18 protein-coding genes and 2 pseudogenes are annotated in these 25015 nt (G+C 42.5%); 6 read left to right on the forward strand and 14 right to left on the reverse strand.

Features of this window, described 5'->3' with window-relative positions; all coding sequences use genetic code 11:
- Positions 1–19: 19 nt before the first annotated feature.
- The 3 genes from JCM15092_RS04120 to JCM15092_RS04130 are packed head-to-tail and all read right to left on the reverse strand — an operon-like array spanning position 20 to position 3628.
- On the reverse strand, positions 20–994 hold the full coding sequence (locus JCM15092_RS04120; RefSeq protein WP_024993558.1) for a glycoside hydrolase family 43 protein: 975 nt from the start codon (positions 992–994) through the stop codon (positions 20–22).
- Between the two features lie 13 nt (positions 995–1007).
- Positions 1008–2117 carry an endo-1,4-beta-xylanase gene (locus JCM15092_RS04125; RefSeq protein ID WP_024993559.1) on the reverse strand — a complete coding sequence of 370 codons (1110 nt, stop codon included), beginning with the start codon at positions 2115–2117 and terminating at the stop codon, positions 1008–1010.
- 23 nt (positions 2118–2140) lie between these two features.
- Positions 2141–3628: an MFS transporter gene (locus JCM15092_RS04130; RefSeq protein ID WP_034541531.1), complete on the reverse strand. Its 1488-nt coding sequence runs from the start codon at positions 3626–3628 to the stop codon at positions 2141–2143.
- A 442-nt stretch (positions 3629–4070) separates the two neighbouring features.
- Between JCM15092_RS04130 and JCM15092_RS17435 the strand changes: the two genes are divergently transcribed.
- Complete coding sequence (locus JCM15092_RS17435; RefSeq protein WP_235782266.1) at positions 4071–6629, forward strand: ligand-binding sensor domain-containing protein; 2559 nt, start codon at positions 4071–4073, stop codon at positions 6627–6629.
- Complete coding sequence (locus tag JCM15092_RS17440) at positions 6605–8224, forward strand: hybrid sensor histidine kinase/response regulator transcription factor (protein WP_235782267.1); 1620 nt, start codon at positions 6605–6607, stop codon at positions 8222–8224. The genes JCM15092_RS17435 and JCM15092_RS17440 overlap by 25 nt, the downstream gene beginning before the upstream one ends.
- 383 nt (positions 8225–8607) lie before the next feature.
- On the opposite strand, the gene JCM15092_RS17890 is transcribed toward JCM15092_RS17440, so the two are convergent.
- The 5 genes from JCM15092_RS17890 to accC all read right to left on the reverse strand — a co-directional run bounded on the left by JCM15092_RS17890 (position 8608) and on the right by accC (position 14345).
- Positions 8608–9291, reverse strand: a complete 684-nt coding sequence (locus tag JCM15092_RS17890; RefSeq protein ID WP_369384644.1) for a sialate O-acetylesterase — start codon at positions 9289–9291, stop codon at positions 8608–8610.
- Complete coding sequence (locus JCM15092_RS14865; protein ID WP_369384645.1) at positions 9288–10595, reverse strand: sialate O-acetylesterase; 1308 nt, start codon at positions 10593–10595, stop codon at positions 9288–9290. Before JCM15092_RS14865 ends, JCM15092_RS17890 begins: the two co-directional genes overlap by 4 nt.
- 179 nt (positions 10596–10774) lie before the next feature.
- On the reverse strand, positions 10775–12307 hold the full coding sequence (locus JCM15092_RS04145) for an acyl-CoA carboxylase subunit beta (protein WP_024993561.1): 1533 nt from the start codon (positions 12305–12307) through the stop codon (positions 10775–10777).
- The gene (locus JCM15092_RS04150) at positions 12307–12822 is read right to left on the reverse strand and encodes an acyl-CoA carboxylase biotin carboxyl carrier protein subunit (RefSeq protein ID WP_024993562.1); all 516 of its coding nucleotides are present in this window, start codon (positions 12820–12822) and stop codon (positions 12307–12309) included. The genes JCM15092_RS04145 and JCM15092_RS04150 overlap by 1 nt, the downstream gene beginning before the upstream one ends.
- A gap of 11 nt (positions 12823–12833) precedes the next feature.
- The gene (gene accC / locus JCM15092_RS04155) at positions 12834–14345 is read right to left on the reverse strand and encodes an acetyl-CoA carboxylase biotin carboxylase subunit (RefSeq protein ID WP_024993563.1); all 1512 of its coding nucleotides are present in this window, start codon (positions 14343–14345) and stop codon (positions 12834–12836) included.
- A gap of 357 nt (positions 14346–14702) precedes the next feature.
- On the opposite strand from accC, the gene JCM15092_RS04160 reads away from it, so the two are divergent.
- From JCM15092_RS04160 to JCM15092_RS14875, 4 genes and pseudogenes are all read left to right on the forward strand, one after another.
- Complete coding sequence (locus JCM15092_RS04160) at positions 14703–15635, forward strand: aldo/keto reductase (RefSeq protein WP_024993564.1); 933 nt, start codon at positions 14703–14705, stop codon at positions 15633–15635.
- Positions 15636–15646: 11 nt separating this feature from the next.
- On the forward strand, positions 15647–16564 hold the full coding sequence (locus JCM15092_RS04165; protein ID WP_024993565.1) for an amidohydrolase family protein: 918 nt from the start codon (positions 15647–15649) through the stop codon (positions 16562–16564).
- Positions 16565–16574: 10 nt separating this feature from the next.
- A pseudogene (gene fucP / locus JCM15092_RS14870) lies at positions 16575–17820 on the forward strand (L-fucose:H+ symporter permease).
- 7 nt (positions 17821–17827) lie between these two features.
- Positions 17828–18842, forward strand: a pseudogene (locus tag JCM15092_RS14875) (zinc-binding alcohol dehydrogenase family protein).
- A gap of 64 nt (positions 18843–18906) precedes the next feature.
- Here JCM15092_RS14875 and JCM15092_RS04180 read toward each other — a convergent pair.
- The 6 genes from JCM15092_RS04180 to JCM15092_RS04210 form a co-directional block, all read right to left on the reverse strand.
- Positions 18907–19662 carry a DeoR/GlpR family DNA-binding transcription regulator gene (locus JCM15092_RS04180; RefSeq protein WP_024993566.1) on the reverse strand — a complete coding sequence of 252 codons (756 nt, stop codon included), beginning with the start codon at positions 19660–19662 and terminating at the stop codon, positions 18907–18909.
- A 407-nt stretch (positions 19663–20069) separates the two neighbouring features.
- Entirely contained in the window at positions 20070–21545 is a 1476-nt protein-coding gene (locus JCM15092_RS14880) for a mannitol dehydrogenase family protein (protein WP_304622516.1), read from the reverse strand.
- 4 nt (positions 21546–21549) lie between these two features.
- On the reverse strand, positions 21550–22635 hold the full coding sequence (gene uxuA, locus JCM15092_RS04190; protein WP_024993567.1) for a mannonate dehydratase: 1086 nt from the start codon (positions 22633–22635) through the stop codon (positions 21550–21552).
- Between the two features lie 147 nt (positions 22636–22782).
- Entirely contained in the window at positions 22783–23283 is a 501-nt protein-coding gene (locus JCM15092_RS04195) for a hypothetical protein (RefSeq protein WP_024993568.1), read from the reverse strand.
- Positions 23284–23331: 48 nt separating this feature from the next.
- A complete protein-coding gene (locus JCM15092_RS04200; protein WP_024993569.1) occupies positions 23332–23733 on the reverse strand; it encodes a WbuC family cupin fold metalloprotein in 402 nt (133 codons plus the stop codon).
- A gap of 162 nt (positions 23734–23895) precedes the next feature.
- On the reverse strand, positions 23896–25014 hold the full coding sequence (locus tag JCM15092_RS04210; protein ID WP_024993570.1) for a nucleotidyltransferase family protein: 1119 nt from the start codon (positions 25012–25014) through the stop codon (positions 23896–23898).
- Position 25015 lies beyond the last annotated feature (1 nt).

A 25015-nucleotide genomic window follows, 5' to 3' on the forward strand; every position in this document is an offset into this window, starting at 1 on the left:
ATTATAAAAAATTTCTTCATTATCCTTCTCCGTCGATAGTAATTATATTGCCATCCTTGTCATATTCCAACTCACAAACCTTAAGGCTTCTCAACCAAGTCTTTCCGTTAGATGGAACACAGTCGTGATGGAACAGATACCATTTTCCTTTGAACTCAGCAATAGCATGGTGAGTTGTCCATCCCACAACAGGAGTTAAGATCACACCTTTGTATGTGAAAGGTCCGTAAGGATTATCTCCTACAGCATAACATAGGTTATGTGTGTCACCTGTTGAGTATGAGAAGTAGTATTTACCATTATACTTATGCATCCATGAAGCTTCGAAGAATCTCTTCTCGTTCTGACCTGCAGTAAGAGGCTTACCATCTTCACCAAGGATTACTATTGGTTTTGGTTCCTCAGCAAACTGAAGCATGTCATCGCTCAGTTTCACAACTCTTGAAGGGATAGCTGCCTTGTCATCATCTTCAAATTTAGCTGATTCAAGAGCTTTATTATCTCTGTATCTCTGAAGCTGACCGCCCCAAAGACCTCCGAAGTACATGTAGTAGTTGCCATCGCCATCATCAAGAATAGCAGGATCAATACTGTAGCTTCCTCTGATAGGATCTTTCTCAGGAACGAATGGTCCATAAGGTTTATCGCTTGTGGCAACACCTATTCTGAATATATCGGTCTGATCTTTCAGTGGGAAATACATATAATATTTACCGTTTTTGTAGGCTACATCACAGTCCCAAAGCTGTCTTCCAGCCCAAGGAATATCTTTAACAGCCAAAACAACGCCATGATCCTTTATCTCACCGTTCATTATATCATCAGTAGAGAATACATGATAGTCATTCATATCGAAGTGATCACCGTTATCATTCTCCTCGATTCCACTTTCACGGTCATGTGATGGGTAGATATAAACCTTACCATCAAAAACATGCACTGCAGGATCGGCCATATAGTCATTTGGCACCAAATATCTCATATTTTTTTTCATAACGCAGTAATAATTATTTGTTTATCAAATCCTTTACGAAAGGTTTTGGTTCATAGTTTCTGTCAAACCATAGAGGGTAATCTACTCTACCTCTCATAGGCCAGTTGTTCTTCCATGAATCACTATCTATAACTCCCCAAGCAGTAACCCTGGTGATGACATCAGCATTTTTGAAGAACAGGTTGAAGAACTCAGTCATTCTATTGTTCCACTGTGCCGATACATCTTCAGGAAGTCCGTTTGGATATGGATTAAGCTTCTTCTCAAACTCCACCTTGTCGGCTACGTTTGCACCTCTGTTGATAGTAGGAAGTGCACTCATATCCATCTCAGTAATCATTATCTTCACACCTGCAGCTTTGAAAGCATCGACGCTCTTCTGGAACTCAGTAATCTCAGGATAGTCTAGACCTACATGGCACTGCATACCTACACCGTCAATTCTCAGTCCTCTATCCTTAAGCATCTTTACAAGTTTTACAACAGAATCTCTTCTACCCTTATCCGACATACCATAATCATTATAGTAAAGTTCTGCATCAGGATCAGCTTCATGAGCATATTGGAAAGCCAGAGGAATGAACTCCTCACCAAGAATCTGATAGAACTTGCTGTTTCTCCATGAACCATCACTCTCGATAGCCTCATTTACAACGTCCCAACCCTTTATCTGACCTTTATATCTGGTTACTATAGTAGTAATATGATCTTTCAATCTCTTCTTGAGAACATCAGCCGATACATTCTTACCATCCTTGTCCACGCAGAACCATTTAGCCAGCTGAGAATGCCATACCAGACAGTGACCTATGATAGTCATGTTATGCTTCTTACCGAAGTTTACGAACTCGTCAGCTTCAGTAAAGTTGTATACATTCTCTTGCGGATGAATCTCTTCACTCTTCATGCAGTTCTCAGCTACAATGCTGTTGAAATGCTTGTCAAGAAGTTCAATACACTTAGGGTCTTTCCCCTTTACCTGGTTAACATTAACTGCAGCACCTATAAGGAACTTACCTTGAGCTACATCTTTCAATCCCTTCTCCTGAGCATTACACGAAGAGCTCAAAAATGCCGATAAGAGCAGAGTTGAAAAGATAAATGTTGTAGTTTTAATGTTCATAATAACAGTTGATTTTTTAAAGATTAATAATCAGCTTTTTTTCTTCTTTCATCCAAAGATGCCTGCATGTTCTCGTTAAACTCTTTAGTAATTGGGTAGAACCATAGAGCAATTACTCCGATAAAGAATATTAATGCAGGTATTAAACTTGATGATAGAACGATACCATGTATAGCAGAGTCATCCTGAACCATACCGATACCCGACTTATAACCGAATCCGGAGAGTAGGAATCCTAATATAGCACCACCTATGCCTAGACCGGCTTTAAGAGCGAAAACTACACCTGCAAATACGAAACCTGTAGCACGTCTGTAGTTTACATACTCCATATGGTCAGCCACGTCTGCAATCATAGCCCAAAGCAATGGAACTGTTGGAGCATAAGCAAGACTCTTAAGGAAGTTAAGTACGAACATTGTCTCTACATCTGCTTTACCTGGGAAATAGAACAGTGCTGTGAAGATAGCAGTAAGAGCAAGACATATAATGAATACACGTTTCTTACCGAATCTGTTAGCAAGGAACTGAGAGAGGAAAAGCACTCCGAAGAACTGTACTAAGGCACCAAGCATGTTGAACACACCGAAACCAACCTCATAACACTTGTCAGGTGAGCTTACAATCAATCCGAAAGAGTCGAGTATAGAGTGCCATAAACCTGTCTTTCCTTCAACGGCAACAAGACCTAATTTATCGAGGAACTCATATAGAGCTCTTGGATCTACATAGTTTTCGAAGTAGTAGTTCATTGCACTACCCCACATAGCCAATGTGGTGAAGAGGAATAATGTAAGGATGAACATTGCTCTCCAAGGGATGTCGGCTAATACATCTTTAATATCTTTCTTGAAATCATTCTTCTGATTTGAAGGAGGAGTGATGCGCTCTTTAGCAGATGTACCGGCTATAATAAGGAATACAAAACCGATTACTGCGAAAATAGATATAGTGCATAACCAACCGTGACCCATGTCACCGCCGTTAGAGAACTTACGTACCAAAGGAAGAGTAAGACCTTGAACAACGAACTGAGCTAACGTAGCTGCGATGAATCTGATTGATGTAATACTTGTGCGCTCTTTGATATCGCTTGTCATAACACCACCCAAAGATGAATAAGGAGTGTTATTGAAAGAGTACATAGACATTAAAAGAGTGTAAGAGATGGTTGCATATAGAGCAACAAGACCTTTATCTTCGATGCCAGGGTTATAGAAAGCCAAGATATAGAATACCATGAATGGAAGAGCTGTCCAAACAACCCAAGGTCTGAACTTACCCCATTTTGACTTTGTTCTATCCGACAACAGACCTACCGTTGGGTCAACGAAGGCATCAACAATTCTGGCAATAAGCATAACAGAACCAGCTATAGCACCTTCAAGTCCAAAAATATCTGTATAGAATTTTGTTTGGTAGATCATCATCATCTGGAACACTAGATTCGCAGAGAAATCCCCTAAACTATAACCGATTTTCTCGGTCATCGAAACTTTCTGATTCAACATAATATTAGTCTTTAATCTTTATAATGTATTTTTCAAATGTGTGGGTGTTAAAAAAGTTGTTATGGAATTGTCTTCACTTTTCGTGAAAGACAATTCCAATAACTAACTTAACCTAATTAAAACGAACCAAATTAATATATAAACACCTAACTTTTCTAATATAATAATGTAAAATAATATTTTTTACACTGAGTTAAAACTCCTTTACGGAAATGTAAAAGACCACCATTTTTCTTATCACAAATATACTTTATTACTCCCATTAATATTACTTTTTATGTTTCAAGGATTATTTATTATAGTACATAAAACAGTCAAAATGTAACATATGTTATTGCGCAGGTTACATTTTATTTATTGTAAATAATTGCATGCTTATTTTTATATTTATATATTTATGCACTCTAATAAAATAATAAGATTTAAAACCTTTATTTCTATCATGAAATTCAGAATAAGATTGGCACTTATACTAATGATTTTAGTGATGCCATCTTTACTTTACTCACAGAGAGGCAAATTCTATACAACAACAGACAATGATCTGTCGAGTAGCCTTATCAACCAGATATTCCAGGATAAAGATGGATATATATGGATAGCTACTGAGTATGGGCTTAACAAATTCGACGGAAATCACTTCGTCACATATAAGCATGATGAAAAAAATCCATTATCCCTCAAAAACAACTACGTAAAATCACTCTTCCAAGACCGCGACGGCAATTTCTATGTTGGTTGTGTTGACGGTCTTATGCTTTATAATAAGGCAGCCGACTCCTTCACTGAGATTAAGATGGAGAGCAAGCATAAGATTGTATCCCCACATCTTCTCTCATTCTGTCAGCTCCCCAACAAAGATATCCTCATTGCAACAGCCGGCTATGGCATCTTCAGATTGAAATATGGCAGCAACAAGGCCGTCATTGATCAGGAGCTCAGCAAGAGAGTCCCCGATCAGTATGTTAGTACACTCCTACTTGCATCCGACGGCACCCTATGGATAGGCACCGAGAACAAGGGACTACTTTCATACTCCTTCAAGAGAAAGAGAGGCTCATACTACTCCTACCCAAACCTCACAAGCGACAATATCACCTGCCTTCTTGAGAACGACAACAATGATATCATTGTAGGAACACTCAACAATGGTATAAATGTATACAACCATAAGACAAAGAGCTTCTCGCCAATAAAGGATGTCGCAGCTAATAAGGTATCTGTTAAGCATATCACAAAGGTTGGTTACGATATTTTAATAGGTACCGACGGTGATGGTCTGAAGAGATACCACGACGACACTGTCAGCGACTTTCCTCTTACCGGTCTCACTTTCGATTTCACCAATGCAAAAATTCACTATATCCTCTCCGATAATGAGAATAACCTTTGGCTAGGCGTCTTTCAGAAAGGTGTTGCTATAATTCCCCGCCCTAATCATTTGTTCCACTACTGGGGTAACAACTCCTTATCCACCAACCCTATTGGAAAAAGTTGTGTGATGTCCGTCTTCTGTGACAGCAACGACGACATATGGATAGGTTGCGACAGTGAGGGACTCTTTCAGGTCGGAAGCAAAGGTGAGAGAAAGAGACACTTCTCGCCCACCTCACAATCAGATGTTCCCAAGACTCCGCTCTGCATGTTCGAAGACTCCCAAAACAACTTTTGGGTCGGCTCATATGCCGAAGGAGTTGCAATAATGGACCGCAAGAGCGGTCGCTGCAACTATCTTCCCGAGCTAAAGGGACAAAAGGTCTATTGCATCACCGAAGACAACAGCTCTAATATCTATATCGCCACACTTGGTTCCGGCTTCTACATATATAACCTCAAGACAAAGAAGATTGAGCAGTATAAATATTATAACAGTGACAATGAAGCGGAGGATATGAATGGTGTATTCTACGACTGGATAAACTACATACTCTATGATGATGCCGGCTATCTCTGGATAGCCCACTATAAGGGAATAAGCTGTTTCGACTTGAATAAGAGACGTTTCATCATCCACAGCTCTCTTCAGAAAAAAGTATCCAACTGCATCGCCTACTCAATCCTTAAAGCTGAGAACGGAGATACCTATGTCGGCACATCAAACGGTCTTTATATAGAGGAGAATGGCACCGAAAAAGTCTCACATCTCTCCCTGCAAGATGGTCTGCCTAACGAGATAATATGTGGAATTACCGAGGATAGCAATAATAATATATGGATGAGTACATATATGGGTATCTGCAAATACGAACCTGCAGCGGGTAAATTCATAAACTACTATGCCGGCGATGGTCTACAGGGTAATGAGTTCACCCATGGCGCCTTCTGCAAAGGTTTCGATGGCAGCATATTTTTCGGAGGTGTAAACGGAATAACATACTTCCTAGACTCTGATGAGAGTAGCCAGGAAGAGTTGAATGTATTTATCAAAGGCTTCTATATCTATGGCAAGAAGATAAACTGCAACACCAAGTCGGGCAGCAAATATATCATCAACACTGCCGTCTCCGATGCCAAGGAGTTCAATCTCTCCTACAAGGACAACACATTTACCATCGTCCTCTCTACAATGAGCTATGTCAATCAGGAGAAGATTGTCTATCAATATAGAATACCCGAGATGGACAAGAAGTGGCTAAGTACAACTCCTGGACTTAACACTGTAACCTTCAACTCCCTCTCTCCAGGCGAATACACTTTCGAGGTCAGAGCAGAGCGACAAGGTAATTTTTCAGCCGTCAAGAGCATAAAGATCATCATATCACCTCCATGGTATCTCTCATGGTGGAGCTACTGTCTCTATTTTGCAATCACTGTCGGTGTGATTTCAATCATTGTAGCTCAATACAGAGCCTCACAGAGAAGTAAGCGTGAGATGATGAAGATAGAACATGCAGAGCAGATCAACGAGGCTAAGTTGCAGTTCTTCATAAACATCTCGCACGAGATTCGTACCCCTATGACACTCATCATCAGCCTATGGGCAAACTCCTCTCCGAGGTAAAGGATGCCAAACTCAGACAGACATACCTCATGGTATATCGCAACTCACAGAGGATACTGAGACTGGTAAACCAACTAATGGACATTCGAAAGATTGACAAGGGACAGTTTTTCCTGAAGTTCCGTGAGACAGATATCATCGGTTTCATAGAAGATGTCAAGCTGACCTTCGAGTATAAGGCAAAGCAGAATAATATAGATTTCACCTTCCGACACGATATGGAGAAGTTGAATGTATGGATTGACCTCAACAATTTCGATAAGATAATGATGAACCTGCTCTCAAATTCCTTCAAGTTCACACCCGAGAACGGTTCTATTGATATTGAACTAAAGATAGGCAGCGACGAACTGGTGAAAGGTCCTCTGCGTCACTACTTCCAGATAACTGTAACCGACTCCGGCATAGGTTTAGACAGTGAAAAGATAGATAAGATATTCGAGAGATTCTATCAGATTACCAACGACACCACACAGTCCAACTTCGGAACAGGTATCGGTCTGCACATGTGCAAGACCCTTGTCGAACTTCACCACGGTACCATAAAGGCTGAGAACCGCACAGATACCATCGGCAGCCGTTTCATCCTCCGTCTTCCTCTAGGCTCAGCTCACCTCACAAACGATGATAAGGAGATAAATAATGACGATTCCATCATCATTCGCCATCCATTCATACACAATGAGATAGAGATTGAGGAGGCAAAGAAAGAGAAAGAGACAGTCGAGAAGAGAGGCCGAAACAAATCGATGAAATCGATACTTATTATTGAGGACGACGACGAGATAAAGGACTATATTAAAGATGAGCTTGAGAATGAGTTCACAATCCTCACGGCCGATAATGGCAAGGAGGGTTACGACATGATACTCAAACAGATGCCCGACCTTATCATTACCGACGTAATGATGCCCGAGATGGATGGAATCACACTCTGCAAGAAGATAAAACAGAATGACAACATAAACCAAATCCCTGTCATCATGGTCACAGCCAAGTCAAAGAGCGAGGATCAGATAGAAGGTTTCGAATCAGGTGCCGACGACTATATAGTTAAGCCATTCAACATAGATGTACTTCACTCCAAGGTTGTAAACCTTATAAAGAACAGAAGTATGCTTAAGAACAAATATCTCCTTGTCAAGGATCAGCTCGATAAAGTAGTTAAGCTAAATATGAAGTCCTCCGATGAGCATCTCATGGAGAAGATTATCAACACCTTGAACCGTCACATGAACGACCCAGAGCTTAATGTCGAGACACTCGCTGCTGCAGTGGGAATTAGTCGCGTACATATACATAGGAAGCTCAAGGAGCTTACCAACATGTCGGCAAGAGATTTCATAAAGAGTGTGCGACTGAAACAGGCTGCCGAGATGCTTAGTGAGAAGAAACTCACCATAGCCGAGGTTGCTTATGCCGTTGGCTACACCAACCCATCCTATTTCACTACCAACTTCAAGGAGCACTTCGGTATGAGCCCTAAGGATTACATGAACAAAGCCATCGAGGATAGAACCATGACAGAAGAAGATGAGAGCAAAGTGGAAGATGAAACCGAAACTGAAACGGTGAAGGAAGATGGCAAAGAATAGGATACTACGGAATCCACTGAAATGAGAATGAAAAGAATGAAGCCCCGAAATTAGTGATTACGAAATGTAATGAACGAGATTGAAAGGTTGTAGAGTTGTTGATTAGGTAGAAATAATCTACCCGAAGTGTGATGATGAAGTTGAAATCATTAAGTGGCTAAAGGTTATAAATAAGCCGCCCAAATGATGATAATGTGATGATGAAGTCGTGATGAATGATGAAAGATCATGAGAACTAGAAAACTATAAAGGTAAATAAAGAGAGGACCCGGTTCATGGCATAACCCGGGTCCTCTTTTTTGTAACTCAGCACCTCTCACAGGCACCAATGCAATCACTATTTTGCGGGTATCCCCGCATCGTTCATAAAACTAATATCACAATTACTGTACATCTATCTGGAAAGGAGAAGCAGGCAGTCCCGCCTCATTCTTCAGAGAGATATCTGTAGGATTATCATCCCATCCATATCTCACCTTCAACACTTTCCCTTTGAACTCTCCTTCGAGAATCACCTTGTTGCCAACAGTGCTAGCCTTAACCCATCTGTATGGAGTTCTATCAGCCTGTACGGCAAAACCTTTCATATTCTTCTCCTGAATAAGTTTATCTGTTCCCTCCTTAAATGATATCTCTATCTTTCCATCCTTTAAGACAGCCTTTTCGCAAATAGGACCGTCACTTATCACCTTACTGTTCTTGTATGCCATTTTCTCCATCTGCTGAGCTATTCTGAATGCAAGATCCTTCTTGTTTAACGGATGAATATCATTCCACTCACCAAGGTCTATAGCCACAGTCAGTGCAGTCATAGGCAACTTCATTGTCACCTGTCTCTGCGCCTCGCGCAATCCTGCCCATCCGCTCTCCACAGGATTCTTATGGTGCTGCATGAAGTTGGGAAGTTGTACAACAACGAAAGGTATCTCTCTGTCATTGAACCTCTCTCTCCAGTCGCCTATCATTGACAATAGCAGCGCCTCATATTCATTAGACTGACCTGTATTCGATTCACCCTGATACCACATTGCACCTTTAAACTTAAGGTTGAGTATAGGATTAATCATCGAGTTGAACATACCTGTAGGCACATTCTGGAAAGAGATGCTAGAAGCTTCGAAGGCATGTTACATCCTGACTTATATTTCCACTCATGCGATAGGTTTATGGTATCCCCATCCTGAGCAAGGCAGTATAGTTTATCCTTAACAAACGATGGCATACCGCCATAGCTTATCATGCGCACTGTCACATTATTGCTTCCCTCTTTTAGTATTGAGGCAGGAACATTATATATTCTAGGAGGGTACTGGTAAGATACTGTACCTACGAAATGGCCGTTCACATATACCGAGTCGGCATCGACAATACATCCCACTCTCAGCACGCTATTCTTTTTAGCCTGTTCGGCAGTGAGGTTTATGTTCTGACGGAACCAGTGTGATCCGTTTGCCATACGTCCATTGCTTATTTTCCAATCATTCGCAAACATGTCTACTCTCTTCCAATCACTGTCATCCAGATCAGCAGCATACCATCTCTTCTCACTCTGCATGCCCTTATCATTCTTGTATAGAGCGTTACTCCACTGTCTGTCTGTCATCATGCTCTGCATAGCTGCAGCCTTACGGTATTCATCGCTGTTGTACACATCCCTCTCGGTAAGTTTTATAGGAAATTCCTTCAGAGCATCCTCGCTCATCCATGCCTCTATGGTGCTACCGCCCCAGCTTGAGTTGACTATACCTACAGGTACCCCTTTTCTCTTATACATCTCTTTGGCATAGAAGTAGACCAGTGCGCCGCACTCCTCAAGGTTTCCCTTTGTCATCTTTTTCCATTTCAACGAAGAGATGTTCTTGTATGCCTTAGGATCTTCATGACCATCGCCCTGGTCCGATTTCATCTCAAAGCGGGCAATATCCTGCTGTATACCTTTAGTCTCGTTGCCATAAGGAATCTTTGCAAAACGGATATTCTCATTCTCATACTCTGCAATCTCCTTTGCATATTTGTCAGTCACCCTTCTAACCTGGAGTTCCATATTCGACTGACCTGTACAGAGCCAAACGTCACCTATCAGGATATCCTCCACCACAATATTGTTAACCTTGAGAGTATATGGACCTCCCGCCTTCATGGCAGGCAACTCGATCTTCCATTTTCCATTGTCGGGAGTTATCAGTGAGTAGTTCTTCTTGTTGAATGTTATAGATACCTTCTCTCCCTTCTCGGCCCAACCCCAAATGGATATGGGTCTCTCTCTCTGCATCACCATTCCGTCGGTTAAGATGGCAGGTAGTGTCACCTTTGCATCTGCTGACGATAAGACAAACAGAAAAAGTAAAGCCGATAAAATTCTGTTTTTCATCCTTATTTGTATTATGATTTTTTATTTATTCTAAGCAAATGTAAAAAGAATAATTCGGCGATATACTATTTTGTGTTACATATACTTTATTATACGTAACAAAAAAGCCCCATCCATCGTTGATTTGATGAATGGGAACCTTTTATTTTTTATTTCTCCGCTTTCGCGGTTGCTCCTTCTTACAGCGGCATATTGCCATGCTTCTTTGGAGGATTGCTCTGATTCTTGTTGTGAGCCATCTCCAAAGCCTGAATAAGTTTGTATCTTGTATCGCGAGGCATTATCACCTCATCTATCAATCCTCTCTCAGCTGCACGGTAAGGATTCGAGAACTTGCTCTCATATTCAGAGATAATCTCCTGCTTCTTCTCATCAGTAGCCTTTCTGTATAGTATGTTCACTGCACCCTCAGCACCCATCACAGCTATCTCTGCCTGTGGATAAGCCAGGTTCACATCTCCGCCAATCAGTTTGCTGCCCATAACGATATAAGCACCACCATAAGCCTTACGAGTTATAAGAGTTATCTTAGGCACAGTAGCCTCTGCATAAGCATATACTATCTTGGCACCATGGCGTATTATACCGTTGTGTTCCTGCATTGTTCCCGGAAGGAATCCCGGTACATCCTCGAAAGTGATGACAGGAATATTGAAGCAGTCGCAGAAACGTATGAAACGTGCTATCTTGTCGCTAGCATCTATGTCCAGTACACCAGCAAGGAAGGCAGGCTGATTTGCCACAATACCTACCGAGCGTCCGTTAAGACGTCCGAATCCCACCACTGCATTCTTTGCAAAGTGAGACATCACCTCAAACAGATATTGGTTATCCAGTACAGGTTCTATAATATCCTTTATATCGTAAGGCATGTTAGGATCCTCAGGTATCACTGTCTGCAGTGCCTCATTCACTCTGTGTATGTCGTCGCTGCAAGGTACCAAAGGAGCATCATCCATATTGTTCGATGGTATGAAACTCAGCAGTTCGCGTATGCTCATCAGCGTCTCCTCTTCAGTAGAGCACATGAAGTGGGTCACACCGCTCTTGCTGCTATGTGTCAAGGCACCACCTAACTCCTCTTTGCCAACCTCTTCATTGGTTACTGTCTTCACAACATCAGGTCCTGTGATGAACATATGACTGTTCTCCTTAACCATGAAGATGAAGTCGGTCAATGCAGGCGAGTAGCATGCACCACCCGCGCAAGGTCCCAATATCGCAGATATCTGAGGGATTACTCCCGATGCTATTGTATTGTTGTAGAATATGGATGCATAACCGGCAAGTGAACTAACACCCTCCTGTATTCTTGCACCACCCGAGTCATTAAGAGCGATGATAGGTGCACCATTCTTCAATGCCAGTTGTTGAACCTTTACAATCTTTGCAGCGTTGGTCTCACTCAGTGAACCACCATGAGCAGTGAAGTCATATGCATAGACGAACACCAGTCTTCCGTCTATCTTACCATATCCTGTCACCATTCCGTCGCCTGCAATCTGCTTCTTCTCCATGCCAAAGTCATTGCATCTATGTGTAACGAACTTATCCAGTTCATTGAATGTTCCTTTGTCGAGCAGGATATTTATCCTCTCTCTTGCGGTCATATGCCCATTGGCATGTTGTTTTTCTATTTTATCTATACCACCTCCGAGAGATGCTCTTTTGTCCATCTCTTCGAACTCTCTGTATATCTCTTCTCTTTCCATTATTCCACGTTTTCTATATCCAGTAATATCAACTCCTGGTTTGCATTTACCGCATCCCCTTCGTTTACTAAAATATCTCTCACAGTGCAGTCGGATGTCACCTTGAAGTTGCTCTGCATCTTCATCGCCTCGAGTACGACAGCTATATCGCCGGCCTTGAGTTTGTCCCCTTTGTTCACCGGTATCTTAACTATTTTTCCCGGCATAGGAGCCACAATCTTGTTATCCTGCTCCTCTTCACCGCCTCTTTTCATTCTCAGGTATTTCGCCTGAGTATCTACTATATCCACACGATAAGAGCGGTAGAACATGTTCACATCATAGCTCTTGTCCCCTTCGCCACGTATCACCTCTGCATTGAAAGAGTTTCCCTCATGAAGTATTGAGCAGCTTCCATTTTCAGCCATCACTATATCCACATCATAAGGTTTGCCGTCCACTAGCAGGCTCACCTGGTTTCCATCTTTCTTTACCAGAGTCACATCAGCAACTCTCGATCCTATATGTATTTCCATATCACTTCAAATTATATACGTAAAACACCCTTCTGAAGTCCGAACTCTCTCCATCTGCTGATAGGTCTGTTGTCGGGCAGCATATTACTCTTGTTCTCCTCAAGGTTTACAATATAGTCCATGTACGAAGCAATCATTGCAATGTTCTCAATCTCCTCATTGTTTCCGTTGTTTCTCAGGAGCATTTTCTGGTTCTTCTCTATGAACAGAGTATTATATTCACCCTTAACAAAGTCAGGGTTATGCATTATTCTCTTCAGGTAGCTCAGGTTTGTCTTCAGACCTGTTATCTTGTACTCATATAGAACTCGACGCATACGCTCTATGGCATATTGCCTGTTTGTCGCCCACACTATCAGCTTACCAATCATAGGGTCGTAATAAATAGGAATCTCATATCCCTCGTACACATAGCTGTCTATACGTACGCCGATGCCGTTAGGTTCAGTAAGTTGTTTTATTATACCAGGTGAAGGCATGAAGTTGTTCTCAGTATCCTCAGCACATATACGACACTCTATTGAGTGACCTCTCTGATAAATCTCATCCTGTTTAAGATGCAGTGGTTGGTTGTTGGCTACATGAATCATCTCCTTAGCCAGGTCTACTCCCACCACCTCTTCAGTGATAGGATGTTCCACCTGCAGACGAGTGTTCATCTCAAGGAAGTAGAAGTTGCGGTTCTTGTCCACAAGGAACTCGATAGTACCCGCACCCGAGTAGTTCACTGCCTTAGCAGCAGCCACTGCCTTCTCACCCATCTCTTTTCTCAGTTCAGGAGTAAGGAATGGTGATGGACTCTCCTCCACAATCTTCTGGTTACGTCTCTGTACCGAACATTCACGGTCGAACAGATGTATCACGTTGCCAAAGTTGTCTCCCAATATCTGGAACTCAATATGATGAGGTTCCTCAACAAATTTCTCCAGATATACTGTGTCGTCACCGAATGATGACATAGACTCCGAGCGAGCTGTGTTGTATGCCTCTTCCACCTCCTCTTCCGAGTGTATCAGTCGCATACCCTTGCCGCCACCACCCATCGATGCCTTCAGCATCACCGGATAGCCAATCTCGTTGCATATTCTTACTGCCTCTTCCACGCTCTGCAGAGGTTTCTCTGTACCGGGTACCACAGGTACTCCGGCTTTTATCATCATCTTTCTTGCGGAGATTTTATCACCCATTGCCTCCATTGTCTCAGGAGCAGGGCCGATAAAGATTATTCCCTCTTCTCTACATCTTCTCGCGAAGTCGGCATTTTCCGACAGGAATCCATATCCTGGATGGATAGCGTCAACCTGTGCAAGCTTTGCCACTTCGATAATTTTCTCAATATTAAGATAGTTCTCTTTAGCTATGGCACCTCCAATAGGATATGCTTCGTCGGCATAAGTTACATGCCGTGATGTTCTGTCTGCTTCCGAGAATACAGCTATACTGCGTATGCCCATCTCTTTGCACGAGCGCATCACTCTCAAGGCTATTTCACCTCTGTTTGCTATTAATACTCTTTTTATCATAATCATTCTCTTTTTATAGAGCCTTTCTCATTATTATGCAGGGTTTCCCCCACAAAAAATGGTGAAGACATTGTTATGCTTCACTACTTATTAAAAAACAATCATTTCAAAGTGTTTTCTTTATAATATTAGATATCAGACAGATAGTCTCCTGTAGAGTCGTCTGATTTTGAAGGTCATAGTTTAAAGGTCGGGCAAAGATACTCTATTTTTTAATTCGTTAAGCTCTTTTCACTACTTATTCTTGTCTGAGCCCGGTTTACGTAAACCATTGCGCAATGTTTTACAGATACATTTCTTATATTTCGGCTATCAAATAATATTTTTGTTTTTAAGAGAAACATAAAAATTTACACTATGAAATATAACGAAATAGGTAAGACAGGAATCAAAGTATCCAACCTCAGTTTTGGCGCCTCTTCACTCGGCGGAGTTTTCCACGATATAAATGAGAATCAGGCTATCGATGCAGTATTCACTGCTGTCGACAATGGCATCAATTTCATCGATGTATCCCCATACTACGGTCACTACAAGGCAGAGACAGTACTTGGCAAGGCATTGCGTCAGATAGACCGTGACAAATATTACCTCTCTACTAAGGTGGGACGTTACGGAAAAGATGGTGTCAACACATGGGACTACTCCGCTACCCGCGCCCGTGAAAGTGTCTTCGAGAGCATGGATAGATTAGGCATCGACTATATTGACATCATCAACGTACACGATATAGAGTTTGCCGACCTCAACCAGGTTGTTAACGAGACCCTTCCAGCACTTGTCGAGTTACGTGATAAGGGCATTGTTAAGCATGTCGGTATCACCGACCTCCAGTTGGAGAACCTCAAGTGGGTCATCGACCACAGTGATGATGGCGTGGTAGAGTCTATCCTCAACTTCTGTCACTATGCCCTAAATGATGACAAGTTGGGCGACTTCCTCGACTACTTCGAGTCAAAGGGTATCGGCGTTATCAATGCCTCACCTATCTCTATGGGACTTCTCTCAAGCAGAGGCATACCCGAATGGCATCCTGCACCAAAAGCATTAGTCGAAGCTTGTGCCCGTGCAGCACAATACTGCAAAGAGCAGAACTATCCTATCGAGAAGCTCGCTATACAATATTCAGTAAGCAACCCAAGAATTGCCACAACACTCTTCTCTTCCGCCAATCCAGAGAATGTCCTCAAGAACATACGCTATGTCGAGGAAGAGATCAATCAGACCCTTGTTGAAAAGGTCAAAGAGATTATCGGTGACCAGCAGCGAGTAAGTTGGTCAAACTCATAAACAGTGCTGCCATGAAGATTATTGATGCTCATTCCCACCTCTGGCTCCGTCAGGATACAGAGATTGACGGTCAGCCCATAAAGACCACTCACAATGGTCGTTCCATCTTCTTCGGTGAGGAGCGTCAGATGCTCCCACCATTTATGATAGATGGTATGAACAGTGCCGAGGTCTTCCTCTCCAACATGGACTATGCCCAGGTCTCAGCAGCCGTTGTCACCCAGGAGTTCATCGACGGTATACAGAACGACTACCTACTCGATGTGCAGAGCAGATACCCCGACAGGTTCTTTGTCTGCGGCATGTGCGACTTCCGTCGTGACGGTTTCCTTGAGAAGGCGAAAGGGCTTATCGACAAAGGCTTCCGTGGCATAAAGATTCCTGCACACCGCATGTCTCTCGATGGCATTCGCAAACCACTTAACAGCCCCGAGCTGATGAGCATGTATGCATATATGGAGGAGAAAGAAGTCATCCTCTCTCTCGACCTTGCCGAGGGAGCAACCAATGTTGCCGAGATAGATCAGATTGTCGCAGCCTTTCCCGACCTGAAGATTACCATAGGTCACTTTGCCTGTGTCACCATGCCCGACTGGGAGCAGCAGCTCCGTCTTGCTCTTCATCCCAATGTCATGATTGAGTCTGGTGGCATCACCTGGCTTTTCAACAGCGAGTTCTACCCTTTCAATGGAGCAGTCAAGGCCATACGTCATGCTATCGACACAGTAGGTATCAACAAGCTCATGTGGGGTTCCGACTATCCCCGTACCATTACGGCCATCACCTATCGCATGTCGTACGACTTCCTCTTCAGGAGCGGTCAGTTCACCGACCGTGAGCTAGAGCTCTTTCTTGGCATCAATGCTCAGAAGTTCTATGGTTTCGACCATCTAATAGAGTTACCTTATATTAAAAACATGTCCGAATAGATCTATTATTATGAAAAACAAACTCTTTTTACCATTAGCACTTATCTTCTGCCTCTTTTTCCTTTGGGCGATAAGTAGCAATCTCCTTCCGACGATGATCCGTCAGCTTATGAAGACCTGCGAGCTCAACACCTTCCAGGCCTCTTTCACCGAGTCCGCCTATTGGCTGGCATATTTCATCTTCCCTATACCTATAGCCATGTATATGAAACGTTACAGTTATAAGTCGGGAATAATCTTCGGTCTCACCCTTGCTGCCCTAGGCAGTTTCCTCTTCTTCCCTGCAGCCATCATCAAGGAGTACTGGGCATACCTCTGTATCTTCTTCATCATCGCTACAGGAATGTGTTTCCTTGAGACAGCAGCCAACCCTTACATCACCTCTCTTGGTTCAAGTGAAAGTGCACCCCGTCGTCTCAACATAGCCCAGTCGTTCAATGGTCTCGGAGCATTTATTGCAGCTATGTTCCTCAGCCGTGTTGTCCTCAGTGGCAACAACTACAGCCGTGATACCCTTCCTCTCGACTATCCCGGTGGTTGGGAAGGATATATACAGGTTGAAACCGACTCCATGAAGACCCCATATCTCATTCTGGCACTCATTCTTATTGTCATTGCCTTATCTTCTTCTTCGTTCATATGCCAAAGACAAAAGATGAGGAAGAGTCAACAATTACTATAGGCGAGAAGCTCATCGACTTCTCTGTTCTTCGCATCCCCCATCTGCGTAATGGAGTTATAGCACAGTTCTTCTATAACGGCGGTCAGACAGCTATCAACTCCCTTTTCCTTGTCTACTGCTGTACCTATGTAGGAATCCCCGAGAATACCGCCACCACCTTCTTCGGTTTCTATATGCTTGCCTTCCTGCTGGGGCGTTGGATAGGTTCCATGCTTATGATTAAGTTCAAGCCTGCAAATATGTTGCTTGTCTACTCCATAATAAATGTATTACTTTGTATGGTGATAATAATCTTTGGCGGTATGGTAGGACTGTATGCCATGATAGGAGTCTCATTCTTCATGTCCATCATGTACCTACTCAGTTCTCGCTTGCCCTTTCCGGGTTGGGCGACAAGACCAAGAGTGCCTCTGCCTTTCTTGTCATGGCCATCATCGGCAATGCCATGTTACCTCAGGCTACCGCTTATATCATGCATATCAATCCTGAAATATACCAGGCTGCCTACATCATTCCGCTCATCTGTTTTATTGTCTGCGGATTGTATGGTTGGCGCGGCTACAAAATAAAATAAATAGAATATGAAAGCTGTTCAGATTAAATCGACACATGAGATTGGTCTCGTAAATATTCAGAGACCCGAAATAAAAGATAACGAGCTCCTTCTTAAGATAGGATATGTAGGCTTTTGCGGTTCCGACCTCAACACCTACCGTGGTGCGAATGCCATGGTTGAATTTCCACGTATCCCCGGTCATGAGATAGGTGCCACCATCAGTGAAGTAGGCTCGTCAGTACCTTCTCACCTCAAGGTAGGTATGGTAGTCACTGTCAACCCATATACCAACTGTGGCAAATGCTCCTCATGTCGCAACGGCAGAGTCAATGCCTGTCAGGACAACCAGACCCTTGGTGTCCAACGTGATGGAGCCATGTGTGAATATATAGCCATACCATGGGAGAAGGTTATCCCTGCCGAAGGTATCGGTGAGATGGAGTCAGCCTTATCGAGCCAATGAGTGTAGGTTTCCATGCAGTATCCCGTGGAGCTGTTACCGATATAGACTATGTCCTTGTCATAGGATGTGGTATGATTGGTATAGGTGCCATAGTAAGAGCATCCATGCGAGGAGCCAATGTCATTGCCATGGATCTTGATGATGAGAAGTTGGAGCTTGCCACTCATTTCGGAGCCCGATACACCATAAATTCAAAGAGCGAGGATGTTCATACTAAGTTGCAGGAGATCACTGGTGGTTTCGGTCCTGATGTCATCATCGAGGCAGTAGGTTCCCCTATCACCTACCAGACAGCCATCAACGAGGTAGCCTTCACAGGCCGGGTTGTCTGCATAGGTTACTCCAAGCAGGATGTCACCTTCCAGACAAAGTATTTCGTACAGAAAGAGCTTGACATACGCGGTTCCCGCAATGCCATGCCGTCCGATTTCCGTGCAGTGATAAACTATCTCCGTTCTGCCCAGACCCCATATCATAAGGTCATCACTTCAGTCATTGCCCCTGATGAGACAGCGAGGCACTTGCCAAGTGGGATGCCAATCCCGGAAAGGTCTTCAGGATCTTGGTTAAGTTCTGATAAATAAGAAAAGGAGATTGCGACAAATAACAATCTCCTTTTTCTTTTTTGTCTTTAATGTAGGTTACACAATCTGTATACCTGCATTTTTTAATTCTAACGCAAACTCTCCGGAAATGTCGCTATCAGTAATCAGAGTCTGAATGAGCGAAGCCGGTCCCAAGTTTGCAAATGCGCTCGACCCTAGTTTGGATGAGTCTGCAAGCAGATAAATTGCATCAGCAGATTTAATCATAGCCGATTTTACCACTAAATCACTTAGTGTAGGATAGGTCAGCTTAAGGGTAGATGATATGCCGGCAGTAGCCAGAAACAGTTTATTGACATGAATGTTCTTAAACGATTCCGCAGCCAGTTCTCCTGTCAGCGACATAGTCTGAACCTTTAGCTCACCCCCTGTCATGATCAAGTCGATGTTTGGATTATCTACAAGGATCATTGCCACAGAAAGTGAATTAGTTATTACAGTTAGTTGCCTGAAGTTCTTAAGAAGTTTAGCCAGTTCGGTAGTGGTGGAGCCTGAGTCAAGGATAATGCTGTCTCCTTCCTGAATGAAGCACACAGCTTTCTGAGCAATCTCCTTTTTCTTCTCGAGGTTCGCCTCGTTCAGAAGGTTCAGTTGACTTTTGGTCAGATTATCTTTATCTATATAAACGCCACCATGTTCCCTATGTACATAGCCCTCCTTTTCAAGGAACTCGAGGTCTTGTCTTATAGTTACTTCAGTAACTTCAAAAGTTTTGCTTAAAGTCTGAACCTTAGCAAAACCATTCTTTTTGATCAGTTCTAGAATATTAGTCCTGCGATGATTTAGTGCCATAGTACGATTCATTTGTATTACACTGGTAAAAGTAATAAAAGAATAAACAAAAGCAAATATTTCTTTCTTTTTTTGACTGATTTCTTCTATTTTTTCCGAAAACATAAAAAATAATAAGCAAACGAAAGTTTATCATTCTTTTTTTATATTCTATATCACCTCATTATCAACATACTATTACTTTATTTCACTTCTGTTTGCATAGCGCAAAAAATCTCTCTCGGAAGATTCCGAAAGACGATTAACTATTAAATCCCTTTTAGAATCCTAGCAGGTATATTTTTTCAGAGTAGTGCGTACAGCACCCACTCCCGCAATAAGTTCCTTGAAATAGTTGCAAACTGTCTCAGCCATACCCACCTCATACAGATCCACGCCGAAAATTTTTGCGTTTTGCAGTATAGGTTTCAGGTACTTCTCAACCTCTCCTGTATAACCAAGAGAGAACTCCGATACAAATGGGCAGACCTCGTCGAGTAGCGGATCAGGCTAAGTGTAAATTTCTCTCCATTATCATCTACAGCCATCAGATATCTCAGCCATCCTGCGAATACCAGCGGAATCAGTTTCAGGTCAGTCACATTCAGTTTCTCCGAAGCCTGATAAGCCTTTATTGTCTCACCGAATCGAATAGCCAGTTTCTGAGAAGTATCAGTAGCGATACGTTGAGGAGTGTCAGGCATGAACGGATTAGGCACGCGTACCTTGAGCACAGTATCAATGAACTTCTTAGGGTCAAGAATGCCCGGGTTTACCACCACCGGCAATCCCTCTTTGTATCCAATCACCTCTACCATTTTCACCAGGTTCTCATCCTTCATCTCGTCAGCTATCAGGGTATATCCCAGCAGGCATCCATAAACAGCCAGTGCAGTATGTAGAGGATTCAGGCAAGTACATACCTTCATCTTCTCCACCTTGTTCACTGTCTCTCTGTCTGTGAACATCACCCCTGCCTTTTCCAGTGCAGGACGTCCGTTAGGGAACTTATCCTCAACAACCAGATATTCGCACTCCTCAGCATTTACAAAAGGAGCCACATAAGTCTTCTTTCCTGTAATGATAGGATCAAGATCTTCAACACCATCCTTCTTCAGCATCTCCAGAACGGAGTTGTCAGGACGCGGAGTAATCTTGTCTATCATAGACCAGGGGAAAGTCACCTTTTTCTCATCATTTATATATTCCAGAAATCCCTTCTCAGCAAGACCATTATTGCACCAAGCATCAGCATATGCCTTTATAGATTGGTATAGTTTTTCGCCGTTGTGTGAGCAGTTGTCTGTACTTATCATAGCTATAGGCAGTTCACCCGCCTTATATCTCTCATATAGCAGAGCAGCCACCTTACCTATGTAGCTTTGAGGTTTCTCCGGACCCGATGCAAAGTCGGCTGTCACCACCGGCAGCATCTCACCCTGAGCATTAGTCAGGCTATAACCCTTTTCTGTGATTGTGAAAGTAGTCATCTGCAGAGACTCTTTTCTGAATATCTCTTTCAGTCGTGCAAACTCACTCACATTGTTCGAGTCTAGTATGCACGATTCAGTTATCGATCCTATCACGCTCTTCTCCACCTTTCCGCTCACCTTCAGAGTAGCAAGGATGGTCAGTTCATCACATTTGCGGTTCACCCTCTCCACTATCTCGTAGTCGAATCCTTCCGCAACAATGATACCTCTGTTTATCTCACCGCTGTTCAGCAGTTTCTGTACAATATTTGTATGGAAAGCACGGAATATGTTTCCTGCTCCGAAGTGTACCCAGAAAGGATTTTCCGCAGTAGCCTTGTTCACAGCCTCTCTGTCGAAATGAGGCAAGTCGTATCCGGCAGCCTCCCACAGAGCAGCTTCACTCTTTATGCTATTATTATTCAGTCTCATTCCATTAGTTTTTAGCAGCGGCTCTCTTGGCATTTTTGTCTATAGCCTCCCAAAGTCCATTAATATATGTAGCACCAAGAGCGCGGTCGTACAGACCATATCCCGGCATAGCCTTCTCTCCCCAGATCATACGTCCATGGTCAGGGCGTATAGGGCCGTTGAATCCAATCTCATATAGAGCACGTACAATCTCGTACATGTCGAAAGATCCGTCCGATGACAGATGAGCCGACTCCTCAAAGTTTTGTTGGCTGTGGAACTGCAAGTTACGTACATGAGCAAAGTGAATACGACCTTTCAGTGCACGTATCATGTCAGGCAAGTTATTCTTAAGGTTGGTACCATAAGATCCTGAGCAGAAGGTCACACCATTGTGAGGGTTATCCACCATCTTCATCATGCGTAGAATATTCTCCTTATTTATTATGATGCGAGGCAGACCGAACACAGGCCATGCAGGATCATCCGGGTGAATAGCCATATTGATATTATATTTATCACATACAGGCATTATACGTTCCAGGAAATATTTCAAGTTTTCGAACAGTTTCTCATCGTCCACCCCTTTATATTTCTCGAACAGTACTTTCACAGTCTCCATGCGGTCAGGTTCCCATCCCGGCATCACCATGCCGTTCATATCATTTTTAATTGATTCGAACATCTTTTCAGGGTTCAGAGCATCCACAGCCTCCTGAGTATAAGCCATTACTGTAGAACCGTCAGGACGAACGCGAGCCAGTTCAGTACGAGTCCAGTCGAATACCGGCATGAAGTTGTAGCAAACCATATGAATATCCTCCAGACCTAAGTTTTCCAGAGTCTGAATATAGTTGTCAATATACATATCTCTATCCTCAGAACCAATCTTAATGGCATCGTGAACGTTAACGCTCTCAATGCCGGCAACTTTCAGTCCTGCCTTTTCGACCTCCTCCTTCATCGCTCTGATTCTCTCTCTTGACCACACCTCACCCGGTTTAGTATCATAAAGAGTAGTAATCACCCCTTTTACCCCAGGTATCTGTCTGATCTGTTCCAGTTTTACGGTATCCCATCCTGTGCCGTACCACCTAAAAGTCATTTCCATAATATATTGTATTTATAAAATTAAGTATCAATATCAACGTTCTGAAACATTGTGTTCGCAAACGAAACTGTTTTAGACGTTGTAAAGCTACAAAAAAATATATGTAATCAAAGCTAATAATTCAAAAAATAAATATATCCTTGGTTATTATATCATAGAGATGCACTGGTCGCTCATTGGGCTTAGTTTAACAGCTATGTTGCAGCATAGTGATATAGCTATTGACATTTTCTTCGATCGCTTTATTCTCTTTGCTAAACATTTCAGGCCATTTAGGCTTCCTTTGCTTATGCATGCCATGAAATACTCCTCCATTGAGCAGTGCATATTATTCACAGTTATTATGGAGCTACCTTTATCCTCTTCTATAGCTTTTCTTGCCATCATCATGGTCTCGTCATCAACAGTATTAACCATTTTCTCTGGATCAAACATGTCCATCAGATAGCTTGCCGACTCCCCATTTTGGAAATCCGCAATCAGTCCATCTGCAATAGCTTTCTCAGCCTTTACAAAAGCCAGATTATGAAGCAGAGTATTTGCACCCCGCTTTATCACATAGCACTCCACTCCCCTCTCCTCTACGAAGTGTTTAAATTTGTTTTCTTGCTGTCGGTATAGCCTGATAGCAATCCATTGATTATTCATAGTCGTGTTAAAATATTAAAACAAAAGATCTTATTTTCAAATTAGCACTCAATATTTCTCTTCAAAGTTTTCAGATCCATCCGAACCATATTTTCCATCTTTGCATTCAAAGATAACAGCCCCGGATTCTAGCGATTCCAAGTTATGCCACACATTCTTTGATATATCTACACCATAACGCCCATCTTCTTGGCAGAGGACAACACTCTCCAGCATTGACCCGTCGTCGTTATAGGTAGTTACTCTAACCTTGCCTCGCAATACCACAAATGATTCATCCTTAGTGGGATGTCTATGAATAGGCACTTCTGAACCTGGTTCAACAGCGTTCAGCATCCTGTGGCACTTATCATCCAACGACTGATGAAAGTTATAATTCATCCTCAGTCGTGGCGATTTCTTTGCCTCAGAAGAGACCTTCTCCAATAAGGACTTCTCTATTATCTTCATCTTTCCGATTTGATTTGTTGCAGGACTCCTTCAATGTCTCCAATAGCGACGACTCCACCCCACATGCGATATACATACAGTGGTGTCACGCACCCAAAGTCTATTGAACATGACCTAGCTTCATACTCCATGAACTCCTGTAATTTTGAAACAACTGTAATCTTATTCTCCATTTGCAGCAGAACGTAAACCATTAATAATAATTCTAGGGAAGAACCTAATAGAATTAAGGGGAAAAACCCTTGCATGCCTAATTAAATCACCGACTCTATGTCCCAAAGAAATCGCTTTTCTGAAAATGTAAGGCCTGCTGCCATGGTAGTTCAGATTACGGTTGTGACCAAAGTTCCCTACTTCCATTATAAAAGAACTTATTCTTTCAGCATTACTATGCCATTTCTTTTTATCAGAATAAAAAGGCATTGCCTCAACAGGCATCCCAATGTAATCAACAGAGAATGCGCCAAATGCTTTCCATTCACTCATCAAACCCATCGTATGCAGGCATTTCTCTAGCTTATCAATCTTTATTGCATCTTTATATTTCCACAATAACCTGCACCAATCGCAGATTTGTCTCATTCCAAGCCCTCCTTTATAAAAATGTTTTACAAAGTGAGTAAATATGATAATGATATCATTATTAACATCTGCCAATGAAACAAGAACTCCATTATCGTCCCAAAACCTTATGGTATTATTGTTGCAAATTTCAGATTTTATGGCATCAAGGGCTTTATCCATTCTTCTTGTAAGCCCACATCTAATTGAGCCATGCAATTCCAGACACCATCCGTTTACAGTGACAATATACTCTTTGCTATATAAATCTTCTTCTGGAGTCGTATCAGAAATCTCATTTAATAAAATCTTACCTTTTCGATAGTTATCATCGTCCAATAACAAATCAACATCACCAGAACTTCGCCAGAGTGGTCTATCATAACATTGAGCAACCCCCTGCCCCTTTATTAAAACTGGATTAATCCCACCATTGCCCATTATTTCAATCACTTCCCTTATGAAATCGTTCATAGCTAAATTTCTCTGCTCTAACTGCAGAGTCTGGCCAATAAACTGTAGAGCAATCTCTTTAGGTACTTTTATGTCATTTACATGCTCAAGCCCGGCAGTAACCAGACCAATCACTGCCTGCTCCTCAGCAAGGCGCATTATTTCATCGTAATCTATATCGCCATACTGCTGTAGTTGTACATCCCGTTCCCAGAGACCGCCTTGAACTAAAGCAAAGAATGACGCTATGGTATTATCTTTTATCACA

This window comes from Phocaeicola paurosaccharolyticus JCM 15092 (assembly GCF_000613805.1).
GTDB lineage: Bacteria > Bacteroidota > Bacteroidia > Bacteroidales > Bacteroidaceae > Phocaeicola > Phocaeicola paurosaccharolyticus.

Excerpts from the sequence above, each read along its gene's own strand:
- JCM15092_RS04120 (WP_024993558.1), bottom strand. The coding sequence starts at position 994 with ATGAAAAAAAATATGAGATATTTGGTGCCAAATGACTATATGGCCGAT.
- JCM15092_RS04125 (WP_024993559.1), bottom strand. The coding sequence starts at position 2,117 with ATGAACATTAAAACTACAACATTTATCTTTTCAACTCTGCTCTTATCG.
- JCM15092_RS04130 (WP_034541531.1), bottom strand. The coding sequence starts at position 3,628 with ATGTTGAATCAGAAAGTTTCGATGACCGAGAAAATCGGTTATAGTTTA.
- JCM15092_RS17435 (WP_235782266.1), top strand. The coding sequence starts at position 4,071 with ATGAAATTCAGAATAAGATTGGCACTTATACTAATGATTTTAGTGATG.
- JCM15092_RS17440 (WP_235782267.1), top strand. The coding sequence starts at position 6,605 with ATGGGCAAACTCCTCTCCGAGGTAAAGGATGCCAAACTCAGACAGACA.
- JCM15092_RS17890 (WP_369384644.1), bottom strand. The coding sequence starts at position 9,291 with ATGATTAATCCTATACTCAACCTTAAGTTTAAAGGTGCAATGTGGTAT.
- JCM15092_RS14865 (WP_369384645.1), bottom strand. The coding sequence starts at position 10,595 with ATGAAAAACAGAATTTTATCGGCTTTACTTTTTCTGTTTGTCTTATCG.
- JCM15092_RS04145 (WP_024993561.1), bottom strand. The coding sequence starts at position 12,307 with ATGGAAAGAGAAGAGATATACAGAGAGTTCGAAGAGATGGACAAAAGA.
- JCM15092_RS04150 (WP_024993562.1), bottom strand. The coding sequence starts at position 12,822 with ATGGAAATACATATAGGATCGAGAGTTGCTGATGTGACTCTGGTAAAG.
- accC (WP_024993563.1), bottom strand. The coding sequence starts at position 14,345 with ATGATAAAAAGAGTATTAATAGCAAACAGAGGTGAAATAGCCTTGAGA.
- JCM15092_RS04160 (WP_024993564.1), top strand. The coding sequence starts at position 14,703 with ATGAAATATAACGAAATAGGTAAGACAGGAATCAAAGTATCCAACCTC.
- JCM15092_RS04165 (WP_024993565.1), top strand. The coding sequence starts at position 15,647 with ATGAAGATTATTGATGCTCATTCCCACCTCTGGCTCCGTCAGGATACA.
- JCM15092_RS04180 (WP_024993566.1), bottom strand. The coding sequence starts at position 19,662 with ATGGCACTAAATCATCGCAGGACTAATATTCTAGAACTGATCAAAAAG.
- JCM15092_RS14880 (WP_304622516.1), bottom strand. The coding sequence starts at position 21,545 with ATGAGACTGAATAATAATAGCATAAAGAGTGAAGCTGCTCTGTGGGAG.
- uxuA (WP_024993567.1), bottom strand. The coding sequence starts at position 22,635 with ATGGAAATGACTTTTAGGTGGTACGGCACAGGATGGGATACCGTAAAA.
- JCM15092_RS04195 (WP_024993568.1), bottom strand. The coding sequence starts at position 23,283 with ATGAATAATCAATGGATTGCTATCAGGCTATACCGACAGCAAGAAAAC.
- JCM15092_RS04200 (WP_024993569.1), bottom strand. The coding sequence starts at position 23,733 with ATGAAGATAATAGAGAAGTCCTTATTGGAGAAGGTCTCTTCTGAGGCA.